General features: G+C 49.1%; 19 protein-coding genes. 11 read left to right on the top strand and 8 right to left on the bottom strand.

The window, feature by feature from the left end; all coding sequences use genetic code 11:
• Positions 1 to 17: 17 nt before the first annotated feature.
• Both ACMXYO_RS00415 and ACMXYO_RS00410 read right to left on the bottom strand, forming a co-directional pair.
• Positions 18 to 731 carry an ABC transporter ATP-binding protein gene (locus ACMXYO_RS00415; protein ID WP_415883032.1) on the bottom strand — a complete coding sequence of 238 codons (714 nt, stop codon included), beginning with the start codon at positions 729 to 731 and terminating at the stop codon, positions 18 to 20.
• Positions 728 to 1,543, bottom strand: coding sequence for an ABC transporter ATP-binding protein (locus tag ACMXYO_RS00410; protein WP_415886456.1), 816 nt, complete (start codon positions 1,541 to 1,543; stop codon positions 728 to 730). The genes ACMXYO_RS00415 and ACMXYO_RS00410 overlap by 4 nt, the downstream gene beginning before the upstream one ends.
• Positions 1,544 to 1,838: 295 nt before the next feature.
• Between ACMXYO_RS00410 and ACMXYO_RS00405 the strand changes: the two genes are divergently transcribed.
• From ACMXYO_RS00405 to ACMXYO_RS00365, 9 genes are all read left to right on the top strand, one after another.
• A complete protein-coding gene (locus ACMXYO_RS00405) occupies positions 1,839 to 2,246 on the top strand; it encodes a MerR family transcriptional regulator (protein WP_415886455.1) in 408 nt (135 codons plus the stop codon).
• A 71-nt stretch (positions 2,247 to 2,317) separates the two neighbouring features.
• A complete protein-coding gene (locus tag ACMXYO_RS00400; RefSeq protein ID WP_415886453.1) occupies positions 2,318 to 3,484 on the top strand; it encodes an isovaleryl-CoA dehydrogenase in 1,167 nt (388 codons plus the stop codon).
• 29 nt (positions 3,485 to 3,513) lie between these two features.
• Entirely contained in the window at positions 3,514 to 5,121 is a 1,608-nt protein-coding gene (locus ACMXYO_RS00395; RefSeq protein WP_415886452.1) for a carboxyl transferase domain-containing protein, read from the top strand.
• Positions 5,122 to 5,131: 10 nt separating this feature from the next.
• Entirely contained in the window at positions 5,132 to 5,923 is a 792-nt protein-coding gene (locus ACMXYO_RS00390; RefSeq protein ID WP_415886451.1) for an enoyl-CoA hydratase/isomerase family protein, read from the top strand.
• On the top strand, positions 5,920 to 7,941 hold the full coding sequence (locus ACMXYO_RS00385; RefSeq protein ID WP_415886450.1) for an acetyl/propionyl/methylcrotonyl-CoA carboxylase subunit alpha: 2,022 nt from the start codon (positions 5,920 to 5,922) through the stop codon (positions 7,939 to 7,941). Before ACMXYO_RS00390 ends, ACMXYO_RS00385 begins: the two co-directional genes overlap by 4 nt.
• Positions 7,938 to 8,849, top strand: a complete 912-nt coding sequence (locus ACMXYO_RS00380; protein WP_415886449.1) for a hydroxymethylglutaryl-CoA lyase — start codon at positions 7,938 to 7,940, stop codon at positions 8,847 to 8,849. Before ACMXYO_RS00385 ends, ACMXYO_RS00380 begins: the two co-directional genes overlap by 4 nt.
• An 8-nt stretch (positions 8,850 to 8,857) precedes the next feature.
• Entirely contained in the window at positions 8,858 to 9,439 is a 582-nt protein-coding gene (locus tag ACMXYO_RS00375; protein WP_415886447.1) for a peroxidase-related enzyme, read from the top strand.
• Positions 9,440 to 9,496: 57 nt separating this feature from the next.
• Positions 9,497 to 11,185: an AMP-binding protein gene (locus ACMXYO_RS00370; RefSeq protein ID WP_415886446.1), complete on the top strand. Its 1,689-nt coding sequence runs from the start codon at positions 9,497 to 9,499 to the stop codon at positions 11,183 to 11,185.
• A 20-nt stretch (positions 11,186 to 11,205) separates the two neighbouring features.
• Complete coding sequence (locus ACMXYO_RS00365; RefSeq protein WP_415886444.1) at positions 11,206 to 12,033, top strand: class I SAM-dependent methyltransferase; 828 nt, start codon at positions 11,206 to 11,208, stop codon at positions 12,031 to 12,033.
• A gap of 13 nt (positions 12,034 to 12,046) precedes the next feature.
• On the opposite strand, the gene ACMXYO_RS00360 is transcribed toward ACMXYO_RS00365, so the two are convergent.
• From ACMXYO_RS00360 to ACMXYO_RS00350, 3 genes are all read right to left on the bottom strand, one after another.
• On the bottom strand, positions 12,047 to 12,649 hold the full coding sequence (locus ACMXYO_RS00360) for a LysE family translocator (RefSeq protein ID WP_415886442.1): 603 nt from the start codon (positions 12,647 to 12,649) through the stop codon (positions 12,047 to 12,049).
• A gap of 55 nt (positions 12,650 to 12,704) precedes the next feature.
• On the bottom strand, positions 12,705 to 13,532 hold the full coding sequence (locus tag ACMXYO_RS00355; RefSeq protein WP_415886441.1) for an AraC family ligand binding domain-containing protein: 828 nt from the start codon (positions 13,530 to 13,532) through the stop codon (positions 12,705 to 12,707).
• Between the two features lie 126 nt (positions 13,533 to 13,658).
• On the bottom strand, positions 13,659 to 15,293 hold the full coding sequence (locus ACMXYO_RS00350) for an acyl-CoA synthetase (RefSeq protein ID WP_415886439.1): 1,635 nt from the start codon (positions 15,291 to 15,293) through the stop codon (positions 13,659 to 13,661).
• Between the two features lie 195 nt (positions 15,294 to 15,488).
• On the opposite strand from ACMXYO_RS00350, the gene ACMXYO_RS00345 reads away from it, so the two are divergent.
• Both ACMXYO_RS00345 and ACMXYO_RS00340 read left to right on the top strand, forming a co-directional pair.
• Complete coding sequence (locus ACMXYO_RS00345; protein ID WP_415886437.1) at positions 15,489 to 17,006, top strand: PAS domain S-box protein; 1,518 nt, start codon at positions 15,489 to 15,491, stop codon at positions 17,004 to 17,006.
• Positions 17,003 to 17,623 (top strand): response regulator transcription factor, encoded by a 621-nt coding sequence (locus ACMXYO_RS00340; RefSeq protein WP_415886436.1) that lies wholly within the window; start codon positions 17,003 to 17,005, stop codon positions 17,621 to 17,623. The genes ACMXYO_RS00345 and ACMXYO_RS00340 overlap by 4 nt, the downstream gene beginning before the upstream one ends.
• A gap of 43 nt (positions 17,624 to 17,666) precedes the next feature.
• On the opposite strand, the gene ACMXYO_RS00335 is transcribed toward ACMXYO_RS00340, so the two are convergent.
• The 3 genes from ACMXYO_RS00335 to ACMXYO_RS00325 are packed head-to-tail and all read right to left on the bottom strand — an operon-like array spanning position 17,667 to position 20,984.
• On the bottom strand, positions 17,667 to 18,089 hold the full coding sequence (locus ACMXYO_RS00335; protein WP_415886435.1) for a PaaI family thioesterase: 423 nt from the start codon (positions 18,087 to 18,089) through the stop codon (positions 17,667 to 17,669).
• Positions 18,090 to 18,115: 26 nt separating this feature from the next.
• A complete protein-coding gene (locus ACMXYO_RS00330; RefSeq protein WP_415886433.1) occupies positions 18,116 to 19,768 on the bottom strand; it encodes an AMP-binding protein in 1,653 nt (550 codons plus the stop codon).
• Between the two features lie 58 nt (positions 19,769 to 19,826).
• Entirely contained in the window at positions 19,827 to 20,984 is a 1,158-nt protein-coding gene (locus ACMXYO_RS00325; RefSeq protein WP_415886432.1) for an acyl-CoA dehydrogenase family protein, read from the bottom strand.
• Positions 20,985 to 20,995 lie beyond the last annotated feature (11 nt).

Below are 20,995 nucleotides of genomic sequence, written 5' to 3'. Positions count from 1 at the left end.
TAGGCTCCTCAAGGCTGTTAAACACCTAAATAGGTATTTAGTAATTCTGTTTTCTCGGTCAGTTCATGTTTGTGAACTTCTTCCACGATATGACCGTGTTCCATCACGTAATGACGATCCGCAATCGGTGCCGCAAAACGGAAGTTCTGCTCTACCAACAAGATGGTCAGTCCGCGTTCTTTTAACTTGGTTAGCACCTCTCCCAACTTCTGCACAATCACAGGTGCCAGACCTTCGGTGATCTCGTCGAGCAACAAGATATTTGCGCCCGAACGCAAGATACGAGCTAAAGCCAGCATCTGCTGCTCACCGCCGGATAGACGTGTGCCTTGGCTGGTTCGGCGTTCGTAAAGGTTGGGGAAGATTTCATAGATCTCTTCGACACTCATGCCGTCACTGCGCACAGTCGGCGGCAGCATTAGGTTTTCTTCCACGTTTAAACTGGAAAAAATACCGCGCTCTTCAGGACAGAAACCCATGCCTAAGTGGGCGATTTTGTGCGCCGGCATATCGATGGTTTCGCGACCATTAACGTTGATGCTGCCACTACGACGACCCACCATATTCATGATCGAACGCAGCGTAGTTGAACGGCCTGAACCATTACGTCCCAATAGGGTTACTAGCTCGCCCTGCATCACATGCATATCGATGCCGTGCAGAATGTGAGATTCGCCGTAGAAAGAGTGCAAGTCACTAATACGAAGTTTTTCGTTGCCACCTAAGCTCATGCCACAACCTCCTCTTTCTCAGGCGAGGTTTCAGCAGGCTTGGCAGCTTCAGGTTCTTCATCTGCAGCAACGCCCAGGTAAGCTTCCTTAACACGTGGATCGGCTGATACCGTGGCGTAATCACCTTCGGTAAGGATCGCGCCACGCTGAAGAACAGAGATACGATCCGCCAGTTTGGAAACCACATGCAGGTTATGCTCAACCATCAAAATGGTGCGATCTTTGGAGACCTGTTTGATCAGGTCCGACACCACTTCAACATCTTCGTGGCCCATACCCTGAGTCGGCTCATCCAATAACATCAGTTCTGGATCTAAGGCTAATGTGGTTGCGATCTCCAAAGCACGCTTACGGCCATAAGGCTGATCGACGGTCACTGAGTTCGCATGGTCTTGAAGACCTACCGACTCCAGCAACTCCATCGCACGGCCATTAAGCTTGTCTAAGACTTTGTCAGACTTCCAAAAATGAAAGCTGTTGCCCTCTTTACGTTGAAGGGCAATACGGACGTTCTCCAACACCGTCAGATGTGGGAACACCGCAGAGATCTGGAAAGAACGGATCACCCCTTTACGCGCGATCTCGGCGGAACGCATCTGGGTGATATCTTCGCCATTAAAAAGAATTTGACCGGACGTTGGGATTAAAAACTTGGTCAACAAATTAAATACGGTCGTCTTACCGGCACCATTAGGCCCGATCAAGGCGTGAATGCTGCCACGCTCGACGTTTAAATTGACCTTATCTACCGCAGTAAAGCCTTTAAACTCTTTAATCAAATCTGAGGTTTGCAGTACATAATCGACACTCATGCAGACTCTGATCCTCGCTGTTTTTTATTTTTATTTAACCAGCGCAACAACCTAAAAATACGGCTAAATGCTGATAAGCTGTCGCCCAACCTAGCAATTACCCCTACATAAAATCCAGTACAACTTTAGTCGTATTTGCACTGCAAAAAACGATAGATTTACGATTTAGTTTATATTTTTCAGCAACTTACAAAAGCGGTTAAAATATTTACAAAAATACAGGAATTCCTTTATTGACCTTTACGTGAACGTAAACTTTGCTTAATCTGTAAAGAGTTAAAAACAGCGGATTTTTATGAATAGCAAACAGACTTATTCCATCAGCGAGCTAGCGAAAGAGTTCGCGTTAACCACGCGAAGCATCCGTTTCTATGAGGATCAGCAGCTGCTCTTTCCAACCCGACGTGGGCAAACACGTATCTACAGCACACAAGATCGCGTGCGTTTAAAGCTGATACTGCGCGGTAAACGCCTTGGGTTCTCACTCGCGGAAACACGGGAGCTTTTTGCGCTGTGGGATGAAACGCTGACAGGAAGTGAAAAGCAGCTAACTCTGCTATTAGAAAAAATTAATGAAAAGCGTTCGGAGCTGGAACAACAGCTTCAAGATATCGCGATTTTGCAGCAGGAGTTAGATAACGCAGAACTCCGCTGCCATGAAACATTGCTCGAACTAAAACAAAAACAACAAAGAGCCGGTTAATCGATTCAGCCTTTACTTGATCCTTAAGTGATCTGTGGATAAATCGACACGCCGGTAAAAAGGGTACGACTATGATCTCACAGTATTCCAGCCTGAATTTTGGCCTTGGCGAAACATTGGATATGTTGCGTGAGCAAATAAACCATTTTGCTGCACAAGAGATAGCGCCAAGAGCGGAACAGATCGATAAGGATAATGAGTTTCCTCAGGATCTATGGCGCAAGTTCGGTGATATGGGGCTGCTCGGTATCACGGCTAAAGAGGAATATGGCGGTGTCGATATGGGCTATTTGGCGCATGTAATCGCCATGGAAGAGATCAGCCGTGCCTCCGCGTCCGTTGCCCTCTCTTACGGTGCGCACTCCAATCTGTGTGTTAACCAGATTCATCGCAACGGTACCGAAGAGCAAAAGCAAAAATATCTGCCGAAATTAATCAGCGGTGAACATGTCGGTGCATTGGCTATGTCCGAGCCCAATGCGGGTTCTGATGTGGTCTCCATGAAACTGCATGCCCGCGATAATGGCGATCACTACCTGCTGAACGGCAACAAGATGTGGATCACCAATGGCCCCGACGCCAATACTTATGTGATCTACGCCAAGACCGAACCCAACGCAGGTGCTAAAGGGATTACCGCGTTTATCGTCGAACGAGATTATCCAGGATTCTCCCGTCATCAGAAGCTCGACAAGCTCGGGATGCGTGGTTCCAACACTTGTGAACTGGTCTTCGAAGATTGCCCTGTTCCGAAAGAAAACATCTTAGGTGAACTCAACGCCGGTACCCGCGTACTGATGAGTGGTTTGGATTACGAGCGCTTAGTGTTAGCCGGTGGTCCTTTGGGGATTATGGCTGCGGCGATGGATATCGCAGTCCCTTACATTCGTGATCGTAATCAGTTTGGCCAAGCGATCGGCGAGTTCGAACTCGTACAAGGCAAGATCGCCGATATGTACACCCTGATGAACACCAGCAAGGCCTATACCTACAGCGTTGCCCAAGCAGCGATGCGCGGAGAACCCAGCCGAAAAGATTGCGCTGGGGTAATCCTCTACACCGCCGAAACCGCAACCAAAATGGCGCTGGATGCGATCCAGCTCTTGGGCGGTAACGGTTATATAAATGAATTTCCAACCGGCCGTTTACTCCGTGATGCCAAGCTCTACGAGATAGGAGCAGGTACCTCAGAGATACGCCGAATGCTTATCGGTCGTGAGCTGTTTATGAATAAGTAACCCATCAACAGGCGACTAGGAGACTATCTATGGCTGTTCTGCACACAACAATAAATACACAGGCAGAGTCATTTAAAGCCAACCAACGCGAAATGCGCGCGGCGGTGGCTGATCTAAAAGATAAAATTGCAGTAATCGCACAAGGCGGTGGCCCTGAGTATCAGGAGCGCCACAGGGCACGCGGTAAGTTACTGGCGCGCGAGCGTATCGATCAACTATTAGACCCGGGTTCTGCCTTTTTAGAGATAGGCCAACTCGCGGCTTATCAGGTTTACGAAGATAACATTCCGGCAGCAGGAGCCGTCGCCGGTATCGGCCAAGTGTGCGGCCAAGACTGCATGATTGTAGCCAATGATGCCACGGTCAAAGGCGGTACTTACTTCCCTCTGACGGTAAAAAAACATCTGCGTGCGCAAGAGATCGCAGAGATGAACAATCTGCCCTGCATATACTTGGTTGATTCTGGTGGCGCTAACCTGCCTCAACAGGATGAAGTGTTTCCCGATCGCGATCATTTCGGCCGCATCTTCTACAACCAAGCACGGATGTCTGCCAAAGGTATCCCTCAAATCGCCGTCGTCATGGGGTTATGTACCGCTGGGGGCGCTTATGTGCCAGCTATGGCCGATGAATCCATCATCGTCCGTGATCAAGGTACGATTTTCCTAGCAGGTCCACCCTTGGTTAAGGCTGCCACAGGTGAAGTCGTAACCGCCGAAGCACTCGGTGGCGCAGACGTGCACTGTAAAGTCTCTGGGGTCGCCGATTACTACGCCGATAATGATACCCATGCTCTGCAGCTCGCCAGACGCTGCATCGCCAATAGCAATCGCGTTAAGCAAACCAACGTGCAATTACAAGCACCGCAGCCTCCGCTTTATAACGAAGAGGAGATCTACGGTGTAGTCGGCACCGATCTGAAAAAACCGTTTGATGTCCGCGAGGTGATTGCCCGGATCGTGGATGGCTCAAATTTCGATGAATTTAAGCAACAGTTTGGCACAACCTTAGTAACAGGTTTTGCGCACATATGCGGCTATCCTGTCGGCATCATCGGCAATAATGGGATTTTATTCAGCGATTCTGCTCAAAAAGGCGCGCACTTTATCGAGCTCTGCTGCCAGCGAAAGATTCCACTGCTGTTCTTGCAAAATGTCACCGGTTTTATGGTGGGCGAGAAAGCCGAATCAGAGGGGATCGCCAAACACGGTGCCAAAATGGTGACCGCAGTGGCTTGTGCCAACGTACCTAAAATCACTGTGTTGATTGGCGGCTCTTTTGGGGCAGGCAACTACGGTATGTGTGGTCGCGGTTACAGCCCTAACTTCCTATGGATGTGGCCTAACGCCCGAATATCGGTGATGGGTGGCGAGCAAGCCGCTGGGGTTTTATCCACAGTTAAACGCGACCAACTTGAGCGCAACAATCAAACTTGGAGCGCTGAAGAAGAGGCCGCTTTTAAGCAACCGATTATCGAGAAGTATGAGCAACAAGGTCACCCCTATTACGCCAGTGCACGACTCTGGGATGACGGTGTGATCGATCCGGCTCAAACCCGTAAAGTGGTTGCAATGAGCCTATCAGCAGCCCTCAATCAGCCAATTGCAGACAGTAAATTTGGCATCTTCCGGATGTAAGGAGGCGACTATGACTAAGCCAGTAGTGTTATTAAATAAAGCCCAAGGCGTAGCGCATCTCGTGATTAACAAACCTGAAGTGCATAACGCTTTCGACGATCAGATCATCTCGCAATTGTTAGGTCATCTAGAGGCCTGCGATAAAGACCCAGAAGTACGCGTTTTGGTACTGCGGTCTGAAGGTAAGAACTTTTCATCCGGTGCCGACCTTGGCTGGATGAAGCGCATGGCCAAAAACAGCTATGACGACAACTTTGATGATGCCAAGCAGCTAGCTGCTTTGATGCATCAACTGGATACTCTCAGCAAACCTACGATCTGCCTAGTACAAGGTGCAGCTTACGGTGGTGCGGTAGGTTTAGCTGCATGCTGTGATTTTGTGATCGCCACCGAACAGAGTCAGTTCTGCCTAAGTGAGGTCAAGATTGGCCTAATCCCCGCAGTGATCTCGCCTTATGTAATCCGTGCAATGGGCTCAAGACAGGCCCGACGCTATATGATCAGTGCCGAATCCTTTTCTGCCTGCGATGCCCATCATTACGGTCTAGTTCACCAAGTCGTGGCCACAACCGAGCTGCTTGATGATAGCTGCCACCAGTTGATCAACCAGCTGCTGCAAAACAGTCCGTTGGCGATGGCTGCTGCCAAACATTTAGTCGCTGCCGTCAGTGATAGTCATATCGATATTCATCTGATCACCGACACAGCCAGACGGATCGCCGAGATAAGAGTCAGTCCCGAAGGCCAAGAGGGCCTGAGCGCCTTTTTAGAAAAACGAAAGCCAGAGTGGGTAGAGTCATGAGCGAAACAAAATCGACGGCACTACCGAGTAAAATATTAATCGCTAACCGCGGTGAGATAGCTTGTCGTGTAATCAAAACGGCACAGCGCTTAGGTATCCGCTGTGTTGCGGTTTACTCTGAAGTGGATGCCAAGGCTAAGCATGTTCAGATGGCTGATGAGGCCTATCTACTCGGCCCTGCACCTAGTGCTGAGAGTTATCTGCGTACAGATAAGATCCTAGAGACCTGCCGTACAGCCGGAATTGAAGCGGTACACCCAGGCTATGGTTTTCTGTCTGAGAATGCTGAGTTTGCGACCGAGCTGGAACGTCACGGCATTACCTTTATCGGTCCACCAGCCAGTGCAATCACGTCTATGGGCTCTAAGTCCGCAGCCAAAGCGATTATGTCGAAAGCCGATGTGCCTTTGGTTCCGGGTTACCATGAAGACGATCAAGATCCACAGCGCCTGAAACAAGCATCGATAGACTGCGGTTATCCACAGCTGCTAAAAGCGGTGGCTGGCGGTGGTGGTAAAGGGATGCGTGTGGTTCGCTCTGTGGATGAATTCGATAGCGCCCTGCAAGCCGCGCAACGAGAAGCGCAAAACTCTTTTGCTAACCCCGATATGCTGATTGAGCGCTATCTGGAGCAGCCGCGTCATATCGAAGTGCAGGTCTTTTGTGATCAGCATGGCAATGGTGTTTATCTCGCCGATCGCGACTGCTCTATCCAGCGTCGTCACCAGAAGATTATTGAGGAGGCACCCGCCCCTAACCTAGCGGACGAGACCCGCAAAGCTATGGGTGAAGCGGCTGTCCGCGCAGCTCAAGCCATCGACTATGTCGGTGCAGGTACGGTCGAGTTTTTATACGACACCGACGGTTCATTCTATTTTATGGAGATGAACACCCGTCTTCAGGTGGAGCACCCGGTGACCGAGTACGTCACCGGCGTCGACCTCGTAGAGTGGCAATTGGCGATTGCGGCGGGGGCAAAACTTCCGCTGACTCAAGATCAGATCAAAGCCAAGGGGCATGCGATCGAAACCCGTATCTACGCCGAAGACCCTGCGCAAGATTTTCTGCCGGCGACAGGCACTTTAAAATACTTATCCACACCCGAAGAATCCGACTGTGTCCGTATCGACAGTGGTGTCCGCGGAGGTGATGAGGTTAGCCCTTATTATGACCCAATGATCGCGAAGCTGATTGTTTGGGGTGAAGATCGAAATGCCGCAATTTTGCGTCTGAATCGAGCCTTATCGGAATACCGTATTGCCGGTTTAAAAACCAATCTGAAGTTCTTAAGAGATCTAGCATCTGCACAACCTTTTGCAGATCTCGACTTAGATACTGGTTTTATCGAACGCCACTACGATCTGCTCTTTGCCGAGCCAGTCATAGACAAGCCACTCTATCTCGCCATCTCGGCGAGTCTGTTTGGGCAGTTAGACACTCAAGACCAGTCTGATAATCATACTCACCCTTCTCCGTTTACGACATTGTGTAACTGGCGCTTGAATATCCCGTCTATTCGAACGCTGCAGTTACAGCAGGGTGAAGCAATCCATGACGTAAATATCGAACAACGGGCAGAGACAGAGCTCGTTACTGTTGATGAGCAGCAGTACTCCATCAGCCTAACGCAGCAGGATGATCAACTTCGGGTTCACGTTGATGATCAACAGCTACAGATGCACTTTTTCCGTGATGGTAATGAGCTTCACCTGTTTCATAACGATCTCTGCTTCCAATGCAGTTTGCATCAAACCACGCACGTTTCTGAACAAGGTAAAGCCGATCACTCTCTCACCGCACCCATGAACGGTGTCGTAGTCGAGGTTTTAGTTGAGCAAGGGCAATCGGTGCAAGCCGGCGAAGCCTTAGTGATCATGGAAGCGATGAAGATGGAGCATAGTATTTCAGCACCTCATGCCGGCACCGTCAGCGAAGTTTTCTTTGCCTCAGGTGATCTAGTCGAAGAAGGCGCGGAACTTCTGGAGCTGGAATTTTCCGAAGAGGAAGCCGCATCATGACGTTGCCAAAGCAGGTCAAGTTGGTCGAGGTAGGACCTCGGGATGGCTTACAAAATGAGCCCGGCGATATTATTCCGACTGATATAAAGATCGATCTGATCAATGCGCTATCTAGCGCAGGTTTGAGTCATATTGAGGCCACGAGTTTTGTGTCTCCTAAGTGGGTGCCACAAATGGCTGACGCCAGTGCAGTGATGATGGGTATTCAGCGCCATCCAAACACCATTTATGCAGCACTCACCCCCAACCTAACTGGCTTAAATAAAGCACTCAACACAGAGGTTGATGAAGTTGCGGTATTTACCGCCGCTTCTGAAGCGTTTACGCAAAAAAATATTAACTGCTCTATAACCGAAAGCCTTGAAAGATTTGCGCCGCTGATTGAAAAAGCTAACGCTAACAATATCCCTGTTAGAGGGTATGTTTCCACGGTGATGGGTTGTCCTTATACCGGTGAAATATCCGCTGAACAGGTCACGGTTGTCTGCAAAGAGATGATTGAAATGGGCTGCTATGAGATCTCTCTAGGCGACACAATCGGCACCGGTACACCATTAAAGGCTAAAAGGCTGATAGAAGCCGTAACCAAAGAAATACCCGTTTCAAAATTAGCCGCACACTTTCACGACACCTACGGCCAAGCCCTAGCCAATATCTATGCAGTGCTTGAAGAGGGGATCAGCGTTATCGACACCTCTGTCGCTGGTTTAGGTGGCTGCCCTTACGCCCAAGGCGCATCAGGCAATGTCGCCACCGAAGATGTGCTCTACATGCTCAATGGCCTCGGCATTGAAACCGGTGTGCAACTAGACGAGCTTATAAAAGTGAGCCACTGGATCAGCCAGCAGCTACAACGCAGTAACGGCTCTAAAGTAGCCCTAGCCCTCACTCCTAAATCATCTATTTGAGAAACAACATGAATCCACAACCGTCACATCTTACGGCGTTAGATCTGCCTGTACCTTCACAAGATCAACTTCCAGAAGTGTTCCAGAAGTACTTCGCTTTATGCGAAGAAAAGCTGGGCTTGATTCCTAACGTACTGAAAGCATACAGCCACAACATCGCTCAGTTAGAAGCATTTTCCAGCTTGTATAACGAGTTAATGCTAGGCAAAAGCGGCCTCAGCAATTTGGAAAAAGAGATGATCGCTGTCGCTGTTTCTGCCAGCAACGCCTGCTACTACTGTCAGGTCGCTCACGGTGCTGCTGTGCGTGAATACTCTCAAAAGCCGACCCTCGGTGAACTGCTGGTGATGAACTACCGTGTTGCCGAACTCTCCGAACGACACATCGCTATGCTCGATTTCTCGGTGAAGTTGACCGAATCACCCCACCGCATGAATGAAAATGACCGCCAACAGCTAAGAGATGTCGGCTTTAGTGATCAAGATATCTGGGATATCGCCAACATCGCGGGTTTCTACAACATGACTAATCGAGTCGCCAGCGCTGTGGATATGCAACCCAATCTGGAATACCACAGCCAGCATCGTTAAGGCTCAGTCTGAAATGCACATAGACCTAACAACAAAAATAGAAAAGGTTTATCCAACATGTCCGATCTACACAGTTACACTCAAGGCTCTAAAGCCGAGCCCTTATTGGATATCACCATTGGTGATCAATTTGATTTAACGGCAGAAAAATTCCCAGATAACGATGCATTGATCGTTCGGCATCAGAATATTCGCCTGACCTACGCGCAGTTACAGCAACAAGTAGATCAAGCGGCGCGGGCATTTATGGCCATAGGCGTTTCGAAAGGTGATCGAGTGGGTATCTGGTCCCCTAACTGTGCGGAATGGACAATTACTCAGTTAGCAACGGCAAAGATTGGTGCGATTCTGGTGAACATCAACCCGGCCTATCGCACCCATGAATTGGAGTACGCACTTAACCAATCTGGCACTAAGTATCTGGTCTCTGCGGTGAACTTTAAGTCATCTAACTATATGGAGATGCTTTACGCGCTTGCTCCGGAGCTAAAAACAGCGCAAGCCGGCCAATTAACTTCTGCAACGCTACCTAACCTCAAGGGCGTGATCAGTCTTTCCTCACAGGCGTTAGCAGGTAGTTGGTGCTGGCAGGCATTTCTAGATAATGCAGATCAAATCAGTGCTGAGCAACTTAGCACTGTGCAGGCGAGCTTAGACATTCACGACCCGATCAATATCCAGTACACATCCGGCACAACCGGCTTCCCGAAAGGTGCAGCGCTTTCTCACCACAATATTTTGAATAACGGCTTCTTTGTTGCCGAGAGCATGAAGTTCACCGATCAAGATCGCTTAGTAATTCCGGTGCCGCTCTATCATTGTTTTGGCATGGTGATGGGCAACTTAGGCTGTATCACCCACGGTTCAGCGATGATCTATCCCGATGAAGGGTTTGAACCACAATCGGTACTCACCGCCGTCGCTGAAGAACGCGCAACCGCACTGTTTGGTGTCCCAACGATGTTTATCGCTGAGATGGAGCACCCAGAGTTTGAGCAATATGACTTGAGTAGCCTGCGCACCGGCATTATGGCGGGTTCAATCTGCCCTGCGGAGGTGATGAAAGCGGTCAATACCAAAATGCATATGCACGAGGTACAGATCGCCTACGGCATGACCGAAACGAGCCCTGTATCCACCCAGACGGCTGCCGATGATCCTTTTGATAAACGCGTCTCTACTGTAGGCCGTACCCAACCCCATATCGAAAGCCAGATTATCGATCCAGCCACAGGCGAAGTGCAGCCAAGAGGCGAAGTAGGCGAGCTATGTACCCGCGGCTACAGCGTGATGCTGAAATATTGGAACAATCCAGAGGCCTCGCAAAATGCGATCGATCCACAAGGTTGGATGCATACCGGCGATCTCGCCATTATGGATGCTGATGGCTACGTGCAGATTGTCGGGCGTATTAAAGATATGGTGATCCGCGGTGGCGAAAACATCTATCCAAAAGAGATCGAAGAGTTTCTCTACACCCACCCAGCGATCTCTGATGTTCAAGTCACCGGTGTACCCGATCCACAATTTGGCGAAGAACTGATCGCTTGGATCAAACTGACACCACAAGCAGACAACGTGACTGAAGAAGAGTTGAAAAGCTTCTGCCAAGGAGCGATCAGTCACTTTAAGATCCCGCGCTATTTCAAATTTGTCGATAATTTCCCGATGACAGTCACCGGCAAGATCCAGAAATTTAAGATGCGAGAGATCTCTATCGAAGAGCTTGGGCTCGATGAAAATTAGAGCTGATACAGGAATAAACCGTGACTGAGGTTAATAAACATTATTCACAAGCATTCGATGGCGAGCAAATCATCCGCCAACTGCACTTATCTTATCCACAGGAGCCAACTGCGTTTCAATTGGCCCCTATCGATCAGTTACATATCGGCGGGATAAAAGCCTCTATGAAGCTACTGCAACAAATAAAATTGTGCAGGCAGAATCGAGTATTGGATATAGGCTCTGGGTTGGGTGGTTTGATGCGCTTAATCGAGTCAGAACTGAGTATTAATGTGATTGGACTGGATATAACCCACGCATTTAACCAAACCCACCAGCAAATATCACAATTATTGCCCTCTTTTAATGCCCCTAAACTGGTCACTTCCGATGCGCAGCAATTACCCTTTTGCAGCGATAGCTTTGACCTGATTATCTTCCAGCATAGCCTGCTCAATATCCCCAATAGCCAACAAGCATTGGCTGAATGTCGACGGGTTTTAAAGCCACAAGGTCGATTACTGCTACACGAAGTGATCCAAGGGCCCAATACGGAAGCGATGCAGTTTCCTGTGCCTTGGGCGCGAGAACCGAGCAACTCTCACCTAATCACACAAACAGAATTAGAAAGCCTACTCGAACAAGCGGGCTTTAGCATCCAAAGTTACGATGACTGGAGCCAAGAGGCACTCGCCTGGCGACAAAAACAACTCGGTAAAGAACAACAATCCCAAAGCGAGACTGCCGCTGTATCACCCGCCATGATTCTTGGCCCGGAGTTTAAAAAGATGGGCAGCAACGTGGTTAAAAACCTTAAGTTAGATGCAATCCAGATCATCGAACTGGTCGCGCAAGCCGACTGCAACTAATAATCTACCGCTCCTAAGCCAGCTTCAGGAATATATGCTGATAAGCAATATCCAACGCCACATACACCAACAACAGCGACATCGCCCAGTTTAAACCGCAGAAGTAGCGCGGATTGTGAATAAGCTTACCTAATCGCGCGCCCATAAAAAGATAACTACTCGGCGCGCCAAACGCCAGTGTGGATAACAATAGCGACCAGACAAAAATAGCGTAGCCCGATATCTCTGCTGCCGGAAACTGCACCGAGACTATCGGCAAGATCGCGATAAAGGCTTTCGGGTTCAGAAGTTGAAGGATCAACCCTTCTTTAAAGCTCATTGGGTTCGGGTTAGCTTTCACTTCCGTCTTTGCCATGGCTGACAAAGCCACTTTGTAGGCTAAGTAGAGAATATAAAGGCTGCCTGCAGCACTCAAAAACAGCTCGTAACCCGCGGTAATAAACCAAGCGCCGACATAGCCAAACAGTAAAAACAGCACCAGCATCGCACTGCCTACCCCGAGGCTAAACGCTAATGTCGAACGAATCTGCCCGTGTATACCGGCATTTAAACTAAGTAGATTGCATGGACCAGGGGTGTACATCACGCCAAAGGCGTACAGGAGTATTTCAACCATAGTGATCAACTCGGATTAAAAAGAGAGATTTAAAGGGCTCGGAGGAGCCTTGAATTTAAGCGCTCAGAAAGTGCTTCTGATATTGCTTGGGCGTCATACCAAAGATCGGTTTAAAGCGCCGGTTGAAGTGACTCAAGTCGCTGAAGCCATAATCAAACACGACATCATCCAGTGCTTTACCTTTTTCCAGTTCTTCACGGGCACGGTTGATCCGGCAATTCAAAATATATTGGTGCGGTGTGATACCAAATTGCTGTCGAAACATCCGCAGGAAATGATACTTCGATAGGTTGGCTTGCTGGCTCAGCTCTTCAAGAGAGACATCAGTTTGTAGATTTTGGTTGATAAAATCGCGTGCTCGCAGAAGTAGGCTATCGACACGACGCGCCTTTTGATTCGCTTGGGATTCACCGTACAGCTGCGCAATCCTCGTTGCCATCTGGTAAAGCTCACACTCTTGGCGAAGCTTATCTTCAGATCTATTTTCGATCAGCTGCACTATTTGCAAAATATGCTGACAGAGCTGGGCATCATCCAGCAGGGTATCTGCCACCCGAAAAACTTGGCTTTTGATACCGGCTGCTTGGAAGACAGGTGCTAGCTGGTCAGGGTGCACATAGAGCATGCGGTACTGCAATTTATCATCGACACCAGAATGGCCATCGTGCACTTCATCTGGATTAAAGACGATAATATTGCCTGGGTGACTGCGGTGAAATTGACCACGGGAGAAGAAGTCCTGACGACCACTCAGCGTAACCCCGAACGAATACTCCTCATGGGCATGGCGCCCATAAGAGAAATCGCTGATCGCGGCATTTAGAACGGTAACTTGCTCTAAGTGCTCACTTTTACTGTATTGAAACTGGTTATCCTGATTCATCACTCTTCACCGCTCTCGCTAGTATAAATCGCCTGCAGTATTACCTACAGTGTAGAGGGATGAGCAAAACTAATACTTGGATAAAATTGCGCACTTTAAGAAAAAGTGCGCAGAGGGATACTGCGCTTATTCTTCTGCTTCGGCGCGTTGGCGCAAGACAAACTTCTGGATCTTGCCAGTCGAGGTTTTAGGTAGTTCGCCAAACACCACCACTTTCGGCGCTTTAAACCGCGCCATATTGGAGCGGCAAAACTCGATCACTTCAGCCTCGGTTAGACTCGCCCCTGGCTTAGGTTTGATAAAGGCACAAGGCACCTCGCCCCATTTATCGTCGAGCTTAGCTACCACTGCCGCTTCCAACACGTCAGGATGACGATAAAGCACGCCTTCGACCTCAATCGAGGAGATATTTTCACCGCCAGAGATAATGATATCTTTAGAACGATCCTTGATCTCGATGTAGCCATCCTCATGCCACACCGCAAGGTCACCCGAGTGGAACCAGCCACCTGCAAAGGACGCATCCGTGGTCGGTTTGTTCTTTAGATAACCTTTCATCACCAGATTACCGCGCATAAAGATTTCGCCGATGGTTTCGCCATCTTGCGGTACAGGTTCTAGAGTATCTGGATCAGCCACCATCAAGTCTTCAAGCATAGGCGCTTTCACCCCTTGACGGGCTTTGAGACGGGCTTTCTCTTCGATGCTGTTGTCATCCCACTTATCGTGCCATGCACACAGCACAGAAGGGCCGTAGGTCTCTGTCAAGCCATAGACATGGGTGACATCAATCCCCATCTCCTCCATCCCTTGTATGACTGCAGCAGGCGGTGCAGCACCAGCGGTCATCACCTTAACTTTGTGCTCAATCCCCTGTTTGAACTCATCAGGCGCGTTATTCAGCATATTCAGAACAATCGGAGCCCCACAGAAATGATCGATCTTTTCTTCACGAATCAGATCGTAGATTTTCTCTTCGCGAACATGACGCAGGGACACACTGGTACCAACAGACGCAGCCAAAGACCAAGGGAAACACCAGCCATTACAATGAAACATCGGTAGGGTCCAAAGGTACTTGGGATGACGCCCCATATCCCAAGAGACCACATTGCTCATGGCATTCAAGTAAGCGCCTCGATGGTGGTATACCACCCCTTTAGGATCGCCGGTCGTACCTGAGGTATAATTCAGCGTGATCGCATCCCATTCATCCTCGGGCGGCTGCCAAGCAAACTCAGGATCACCCTCTAACAGCAGTTCATCGTAAGTGATGCTGCCGATCTGCTCACCCTCAGTGAAAGTAGAATCTTCGATTGCAATCACTAGAGGATCAATATCAGCCATCTCAAGCGCCTGCTTCACCAAAGCACCAAATTCGCGCTCCACCAGCACCACTTTGCATTCCGCATGCTGCAAGATAAACGCAATCGCCTCAGCATCCAGTCGCACGTTGATCGCATTCAGAACCGAGCCAGACATAGGCACGCTGAAATGCGCTTCAAACACTTCGGGAAGATTTGGCGCGATAACGGATACAGTATCGCCCTTGCCAATACCGCGTTGTTGCAGAGCGCTGGCAAAGCGACGACAGCGAGTATATGTATCGGACCAACTGCGGCGTGCGTCGCCATGCACGGTAGCAATGTGGTCGGGGTAAACAAATGCAGCTCGCTCTAAAAAGCTGAGCGGAGTTAACGCAGCGTAATTGGCTTGATTCTTATCGAGCCCAATCTCGTAAGGGTTTTGGCTTGTTATCATTGTTATTATTCCTTTAATTGCCCACGCCAAAACTAGCATCAACGGATCAAAAAAACACCTTTCAGATCATCTGGTTAGCAGACGTAAAACTACAATTAACCATATATAAGTATCTTCCCTTATCCTTAAAGCTGCTTTAAAGTCTAAGTATAAAAATAACAGGTTTTAAGATCGGGATTTCCCGCAGGTTTAAATATGAGTGATGACCAGAGTTTAGAACTCGCCCGTTGTAAGGCTGATGCTGATCGTTATCGACTTTTAGCAGAACAGTCGACCGATATGATCTCCCGACACACACCCACCAAAGAGTGGACCTACATAGATGCCAGCCCTGCGGTTGAAACTGTACTCGGCTACACCCCCGAAGAGATCATCGGCATGGCAGGGTATGAGCAGTTCCACCCTGAAGATGCCGATAACCTTTCCAAGCGTGATGACAGTGTCCGCTATCGTAGTGGTGTCTACACCAATGTGTACCGGTATCGTCACAAAAAAGGTCACTACATCTGGCTAGAAACCACCAGCCGTGTGATCCGTGATGACAGCGGAAATCCACAAGAGATCATCTGTGTATCGCGTGATGTTACCGAGCGTGAAGAAGCACAACGAGATATGCGTCGACTCGCGCGCGTGGTTGAAGCCTCATCCGATATGATCATGTTTTGTAACCACAAAACCCATAAGCTGACCTATCTTAATGAGTCGGCTTACCACACTCTTGGGGCAGAGAAAGATAAGCCGGTGATCTACTACCTTTCGCAGCTTTTCTCTGAAGATATTTTAGGGACACTGATCAAAGATGCCTTAGAACACGCCTCCATCCATGGGGTTTGGTACGGCAGCATTCCGATGCAATTAGACCCAGAACTCAACCGAGTGGCAGAGATTCGCGAAATCATTGCTCATCGTAATCGCCGTGAGAATGATCAGGTTGAATACTACTCCCTGATCGGACGCGATATTACCCTACGCCTACAAGCGGAAGAGGAAGCGAAACGTCATCAACTCGAGTTGGCGCATATGTCTCGTTTGCTCTCGGTAGGGGAGATGGCCACTGGGCTTGCACACGAGGTCAACCAGCCTTTGGCTGCGATCTTGAATTACTGCCATGGTACGCAGAGGCGTTTGGAAGAGGGTGATGCTGATCCGGTGAAAACCGTATCCGGCTCGATGAAGTTAATTATGAAGCAGGCCAAGCGTGCTTCGGAAATAATCAAACGGATGCGCTCCTTTGTGCGCAAGACCGATTACCAGTGCTTTGCTTTCCCGATTAACGACAGTTGCAAGGAGGTCAGTGCCTTCCTTTGTCAGGAAGCACAAGACCACAACATCACTTTTGATTTTCAGTTTGGGGATAACCTCCCCCCGCTGGTAGCTGACAAAGTACAGATCGAACAGGTACTCCTCAACCTGATGCGGAACGCAATTGAGGCCTACAACGATTGTAACAAGGCCTACAGACCCGTTATTATCACCACTAAAGCTGCCGAAGGTTATATTCATGTTTCGGTAGAGGACAAGGCAAAAGGAATTAGCAGCGAAGGTTTAGCTAAGCTGTTTGAACCGTTTTACACCTCTAAAACGACTGGCTTAGGTATGGGTCTCTCTATATCCCGTACCATTATTGAAACCCACGGGGGCCAGATGTGGGCAGAGAGTGATGGTCAAACCGGTACGCACTTTTATCTGAAACTGCCGTTAAGAGAACAATGATGCAAACAAATCCGACAGGCACTATCTATATTGTTGATGATGACGAAGATTTTCGTGATTCCATGCAATGGCTTTTAGAATCTGCCAACCACAACGTTGTTACCTTCCCTTCTGCACGGGAGTTTCTGGATAACTTTAATGGCGAAATCGGTTGTATGTTACTGGATGTACGTATGCCCGAGATCAATGGTCTGGCGCTACAACAGATCATGCAGGAACGAAATATTCAAATGCCGATTATTGTGATCTCCGGCCATGGAGATATCCCAATGGCTGTGAGCGCAATGAAACAGGGCGCAATGGATTTCTTAGAAAAGCCATTCGATGGCGATGTGCTACTGCGATTAGTTGGCCGAGCACTTTCTAAAGCCCAGAAAGCCAGCGATGAGCAGGGGGCACAAAAAGAGATCTTGGAAAACTATGCAAGCCTTAGCCGCCGTGAAAAAGAGGTGATGAAGCTTGTGGTTGCCGGTAATGCCAATCGCCAGATTGCCGAAGAGTTGGATATCAGCCCTAAAACGGTTGAAGTGCATCGCTCCCGCGTAATGAGCAAGATGCGCGCTGGCAGTCTTGCAACTCTGGTCAAACAAGCTTCTCAGCTAAGCGAGCAAGCTTAATCTAACCGCACCTGAGAGCCCTCAGGTGCGATCAGTTTGCAGTTCAACGCTTACCAGGATCAGGAATCGAGTAGGTCATGGTCGCGTGAGCCATCGGTTCCTCATCTCCTTCCGATAAGATATACACTTCACCCACCGCCAAACGCTTTCCAACTTTGAGCATCTGCGCTGTAGCGAAGATATCGCGATCGGCAGAAGGCTTACGTAAGAAGTTGATATTTAACTGAGTCGTCACCGCTAAAGGCACGGGGCCTATACGGCTTAATAGCGCCGCATAGACAGTCACGTCAGCTAGACCCATCATCGCAGGGCCAGAGACTGTACCGCCCGGTCTCAAATGTTGATCATCCACCGGCAAACGCATAGTGGCAGCACCATCACCTAGCTCCACCAATTCCCCATACTGCTCACCTTGGGGAAAGTGCTCTGCAAGAAAGCTCTGCAGCTGCTCAATATTCAACTTCATACACAACTCCAATCTGCCTAAGGAACCTAAGCAACAGCCTCATGTTCATCCCGCGCTTTATTACGCAGGATAAAGCGCTGAATCTTACCACTCGGCGTTTTTGGCAGTTCTGGCATAAACTCGATCTCGCGAGGGAAAGCATGAGTTGAAAGACGTGTACGTACCAGTTGCTTTAACTCTTCAGCCAACTCTTCTGTGGGATCAAACTCACGTTTAATCACTACATAGGCTTTAATAATAGCGCCACGTTTCACATCTGGTTTACCGATAACTCCCGACTCAGCCACCGCATCATGTTCGAGCAATGTACTTTCCACATCCGCAGGCCCTACGCGGTAACCCGCCGTGGTAATGATGTCATCATCACGACCTGTGAATGAATAACTGCCATCACCATGACTCATCACGACATCACCGGTGAGGTAGTACTGACCATGGAATGGGTGCTTCTCTTGCCATGTATAACCTTGGAAGAAAAACAGCGGCGAGTTATCCACATCTACTGCTAACTGCCCAGTCTCACCTTCAGGGATCTCATTAAAGTCTGCATCTAGGGCGACGACACGATGACCTGGCATTGAGAAGCCCATGGAGCCCACACGCACCACATCTTGCTTAAGGTCGTGATGGTTACATGCAGTCATACCGGTTTCTGTTTGGCCGTAATGATCCATTACAGGACAGCCTAAGCGCTTATCGACCCAACTGATTACTTCTGGGTTCAACGGTTCGCCAGCACTGCTCGCTACGCGTAGCGAGAAGGTTTCATCCGCAGCCAAGACCTCATCGTTTGCCATCAACATGCGGTAAGCCGTTGGTGCTGCCGCAAGGTTGGTAATCTTATATTTGCGCAGCATGTCGTAGGTGCTTTCTGGGGTAAACGCAGCCTCACAAAAGTGCGTGGTATTACCCAACAGCAGAGGACCAACCACCGCGTAGTAGAGGCCGTAAGCCCAACCTGGATCGGCAACATTCCAATAGGTATCTTCTGGACGCAAACCAATAGCAAAGCGCATATACACATAGAACGAGAGTAGCGCTCGGCTTGGTACCGCAACACCTTTAGATTTTCCGACTGTACCTGAGGTAAACATCTGTAAAAATGGATCATCTTTGCCAATTTTTACTGGTGTAAACTCTGTCGATTGCTGCTCAATCTCAGCAACAAAATCGAGATCATTTGTAGCATCAGCAGCCTGATCACGATTGAAAGTCAGGATGGCTGGACAATCAGTTACATCATTAAGCTTTGGACGGTTGCTTGGGTCGGTCACCACCAGCTTTGTACCCGCTTGCTGAACTCGGTACTCGATCGCACCGGAACCAAACGCCGTAAACAGCGGCTGGTAAACCGCGCCTGCGCGAAGCGTACCCATAATCACCACCATCAATTCAGGTGTGCGCGGTAGCAAAGCCGCAACGCGATCGCCTTTGCCTATACCTTGAGCGGTAAGGAAGTTTGCAAACTGGGCAGACTTTTCCTTCAACTCAACAAAGGTCATTTGCGAAGCAGGCCGCTCAGCGCCTTCGTAATTCAGAGCGATTCGATCGCCTTCTGCCCATTTATCTACAATCTCCTCACAGACATTAAATCCATCTTTGAGATTGCCGACCATCAACGCTTCAATCATGGCCGGATCGAACTTATCGTAATAATCCTGATAGGTTTCGGTTGTCATTAGTTTCCCATCCATCATTTTTTATTTTTGTATTCTTATACGCATGAGCAATCTTTAATTACTGGTGCTCAGCCAGTATTTCTCGCGCAATAATGAGTCTCTGAATTTCGCTCGTGCCTTCGTAAATTGAAGTAATTCGCACATCGCGGGCATAACGTTCCAGTGGGTATTCCTGCATATAGCCGTAGCCGCCTAAAAGCTGCAGCGCGCTGTAGCATGCTTGATTGGCTTTTTCACTGGCAAAGAGTTTTGCCATGGAGGCTTCTTTAGCGAAGGTGAGTCCACGCTGTTTACGATCAGCAGCGTTTAAAAGCAGTAATCGTGCGGCTTCCAACTCGGTTGAACGATCCGCAATCATCCACTGCAAGCCCTGAAAATCGGCAATCGCTTTACCAAACTGCTTACGCTCTTTGGTGTAGGCGATGGCGTAGTCCAGCGCGGCTAAACCAACACCCAGTGCGAGAGAGCCTATACCGATGCGTCCACCGGCGAGTTCTGCCACAGCCAGACGAAAACCATCATTTAGCTCACCTAGAATCGCCGATTCAGGTAAAAGCACCCGATCGAAATGCACTTCATTGGTCGCTGAGCCATGTTGGCCCATTTTCTTTTCTGCAGGGCCAACTGTGATCCCCTCGCTACCTGCTTCAACTAAAAAGCAGGTAATCCCCTTACCTTTTTTAGCTTGGGGATCAGTCACCGCCCACACCACAAAGACGCCGGCAAACTCGGCGCTGGTGATCCACTGCTTAGTCCCGCTGATCTCATAACCCTGATCAGTTTTCACCGCTTGAGTACGCATCGATGCTGGATCGGATCCCGCACCGGCTTCGGTTAAACAGAAGCTCCCTGCTCGATATTCGCCGCTGCAGATCAGTGGCAAGTATTTAGATTTTTGTTCTTCAGTACCCATAGCCTGAATGACTTCCGCCACCATATTGGTCACTGACATAGTCACAGCAGTTGATGCACAGGCACGGGCGATCTCGGTAATTGCTAAACTGAAGGCAACAGCTCCCGCTTCAGTGCCGCCATGGTCTGCTGAGATATTTAGCCCCATAAAGCCCAATTCGGCGAGTTGCTGACAATTGGCCAGCAGAATGCTCTTGTCTTTTGTCTGATCCAGCTCCGCCGCTACCGGTGCTAATTCACTTTCAGCAAAGCGCTTGGCTGTGTCCTGAATCAGTTGTTGTTCTTCTGTTAATGTGAAATCCATAAGGCACACCT

The sequence above is a fragment of the Neptuniibacter sp. QD37_6 genome (assembly GCF_047778085.1).
In the GTDB taxonomy this organism is placed as follows: domain Bacteria; phylum Pseudomonadota; class Gammaproteobacteria; order Pseudomonadales; family Balneatricaceae; genus Neptuniibacter.
Note: the sequence above shows the minus strand (reverse complement) of the source record. Positions and strands in the feature narration are given on the sequence as shown.

Excerpts from the sequence above, each read along its gene's own strand:
- ACMXYO_RS00325 (WP_415886432.1), bottom strand. The coding sequence starts at position 20,984 with ATGGATTTCACATTAACAGAAGAACAACAACTGATTCAGGACACAGCC.
- ACMXYO_RS00330 (WP_415886433.1), bottom strand. The coding sequence starts at position 19,768 with ATGACAACCGAAACCTATCAGGATTATTACGATAAGTTCGATCCGGCC.
- ACMXYO_RS00395 (WP_415886452.1), top strand. The coding sequence starts at position 3,514 with ATGGCTGTTCTGCACACAACAATAAATACACAGGCAGAGTCATTTAAA.
- ACMXYO_RS00370 (WP_415886446.1), top strand. The coding sequence starts at position 9,497 with ATGTCCGATCTACACAGTTACACTCAAGGCTCTAAAGCCGAGCCCTTA.
- ACMXYO_RS00335 (WP_415886435.1), bottom strand. The coding sequence starts at position 18,089 with ATGAAGTTGAATATTGAGCAGCTGCAGAGCTTTCTTGCAGAGCACTTT.
- ACMXYO_RS00405 (WP_415886455.1), top strand. The coding sequence starts at position 1,839 with ATGAATAGCAAACAGACTTATTCCATCAGCGAGCTAGCGAAAGAGTTC.
- ACMXYO_RS00415 (WP_415883032.1), bottom strand. The coding sequence starts at position 731 with ATGAGCTTAGGTGGCAACGAAAAACTTCGTATTAGTGACTTGCACTCT.
- ACMXYO_RS00400 (WP_415886453.1), top strand. The coding sequence starts at position 2,318 with ATGATCTCACAGTATTCCAGCCTGAATTTTGGCCTTGGCGAAACATTG.
- ACMXYO_RS00340 (WP_415886436.1), top strand. The coding sequence starts at position 17,003 with ATGATGCAAACAAATCCGACAGGCACTATCTATATTGTTGATGATGAC.
- ACMXYO_RS00360 (WP_415886442.1), bottom strand. The coding sequence starts at position 12,649 with ATGGTTGAAATACTCCTGTACGCCTTTGGCGTGATGTACACCCCTGGT.
- ACMXYO_RS00380 (WP_415886449.1), top strand. The coding sequence starts at position 7,938 with ATGACGTTGCCAAAGCAGGTCAAGTTGGTCGAGGTAGGACCTCGGGAT.
- ACMXYO_RS00410 (WP_415886456.1), bottom strand. The coding sequence starts at position 1,543 with ATGAGTGTCGATTATGTACTGCAAACCTCAGATTTGATTAAAGAGTTT.
- ACMXYO_RS00375 (WP_415886447.1), top strand. The coding sequence starts at position 8,858 with ATGAATCCACAACCGTCACATCTTACGGCGTTAGATCTGCCTGTACCT.
- ACMXYO_RS00345 (WP_415886437.1), top strand. The coding sequence starts at position 15,489 with ATGAGTGATGACCAGAGTTTAGAACTCGCCCGTTGTAAGGCTGATGCT.
- ACMXYO_RS00390 (WP_415886451.1), top strand. The coding sequence starts at position 5,132 with ATGACTAAGCCAGTAGTGTTATTAAATAAAGCCCAAGGCGTAGCGCAT.
- ACMXYO_RS00385 (WP_415886450.1), top strand. The coding sequence starts at position 5,920 with ATGAGCGAAACAAAATCGACGGCACTACCGAGTAAAATATTAATCGCT.
- ACMXYO_RS00350 (WP_415886439.1), bottom strand. The coding sequence starts at position 15,293 with ATGATAACAAGCCAAAACCCTTACGAGATTGGGCTCGATAAGAATCAA.
- ACMXYO_RS00355 (WP_415886441.1), bottom strand. The coding sequence starts at position 13,532 with ATGAATCAGGATAACCAGTTTCAATACAGTAAAAGTGAGCACTTAGAG.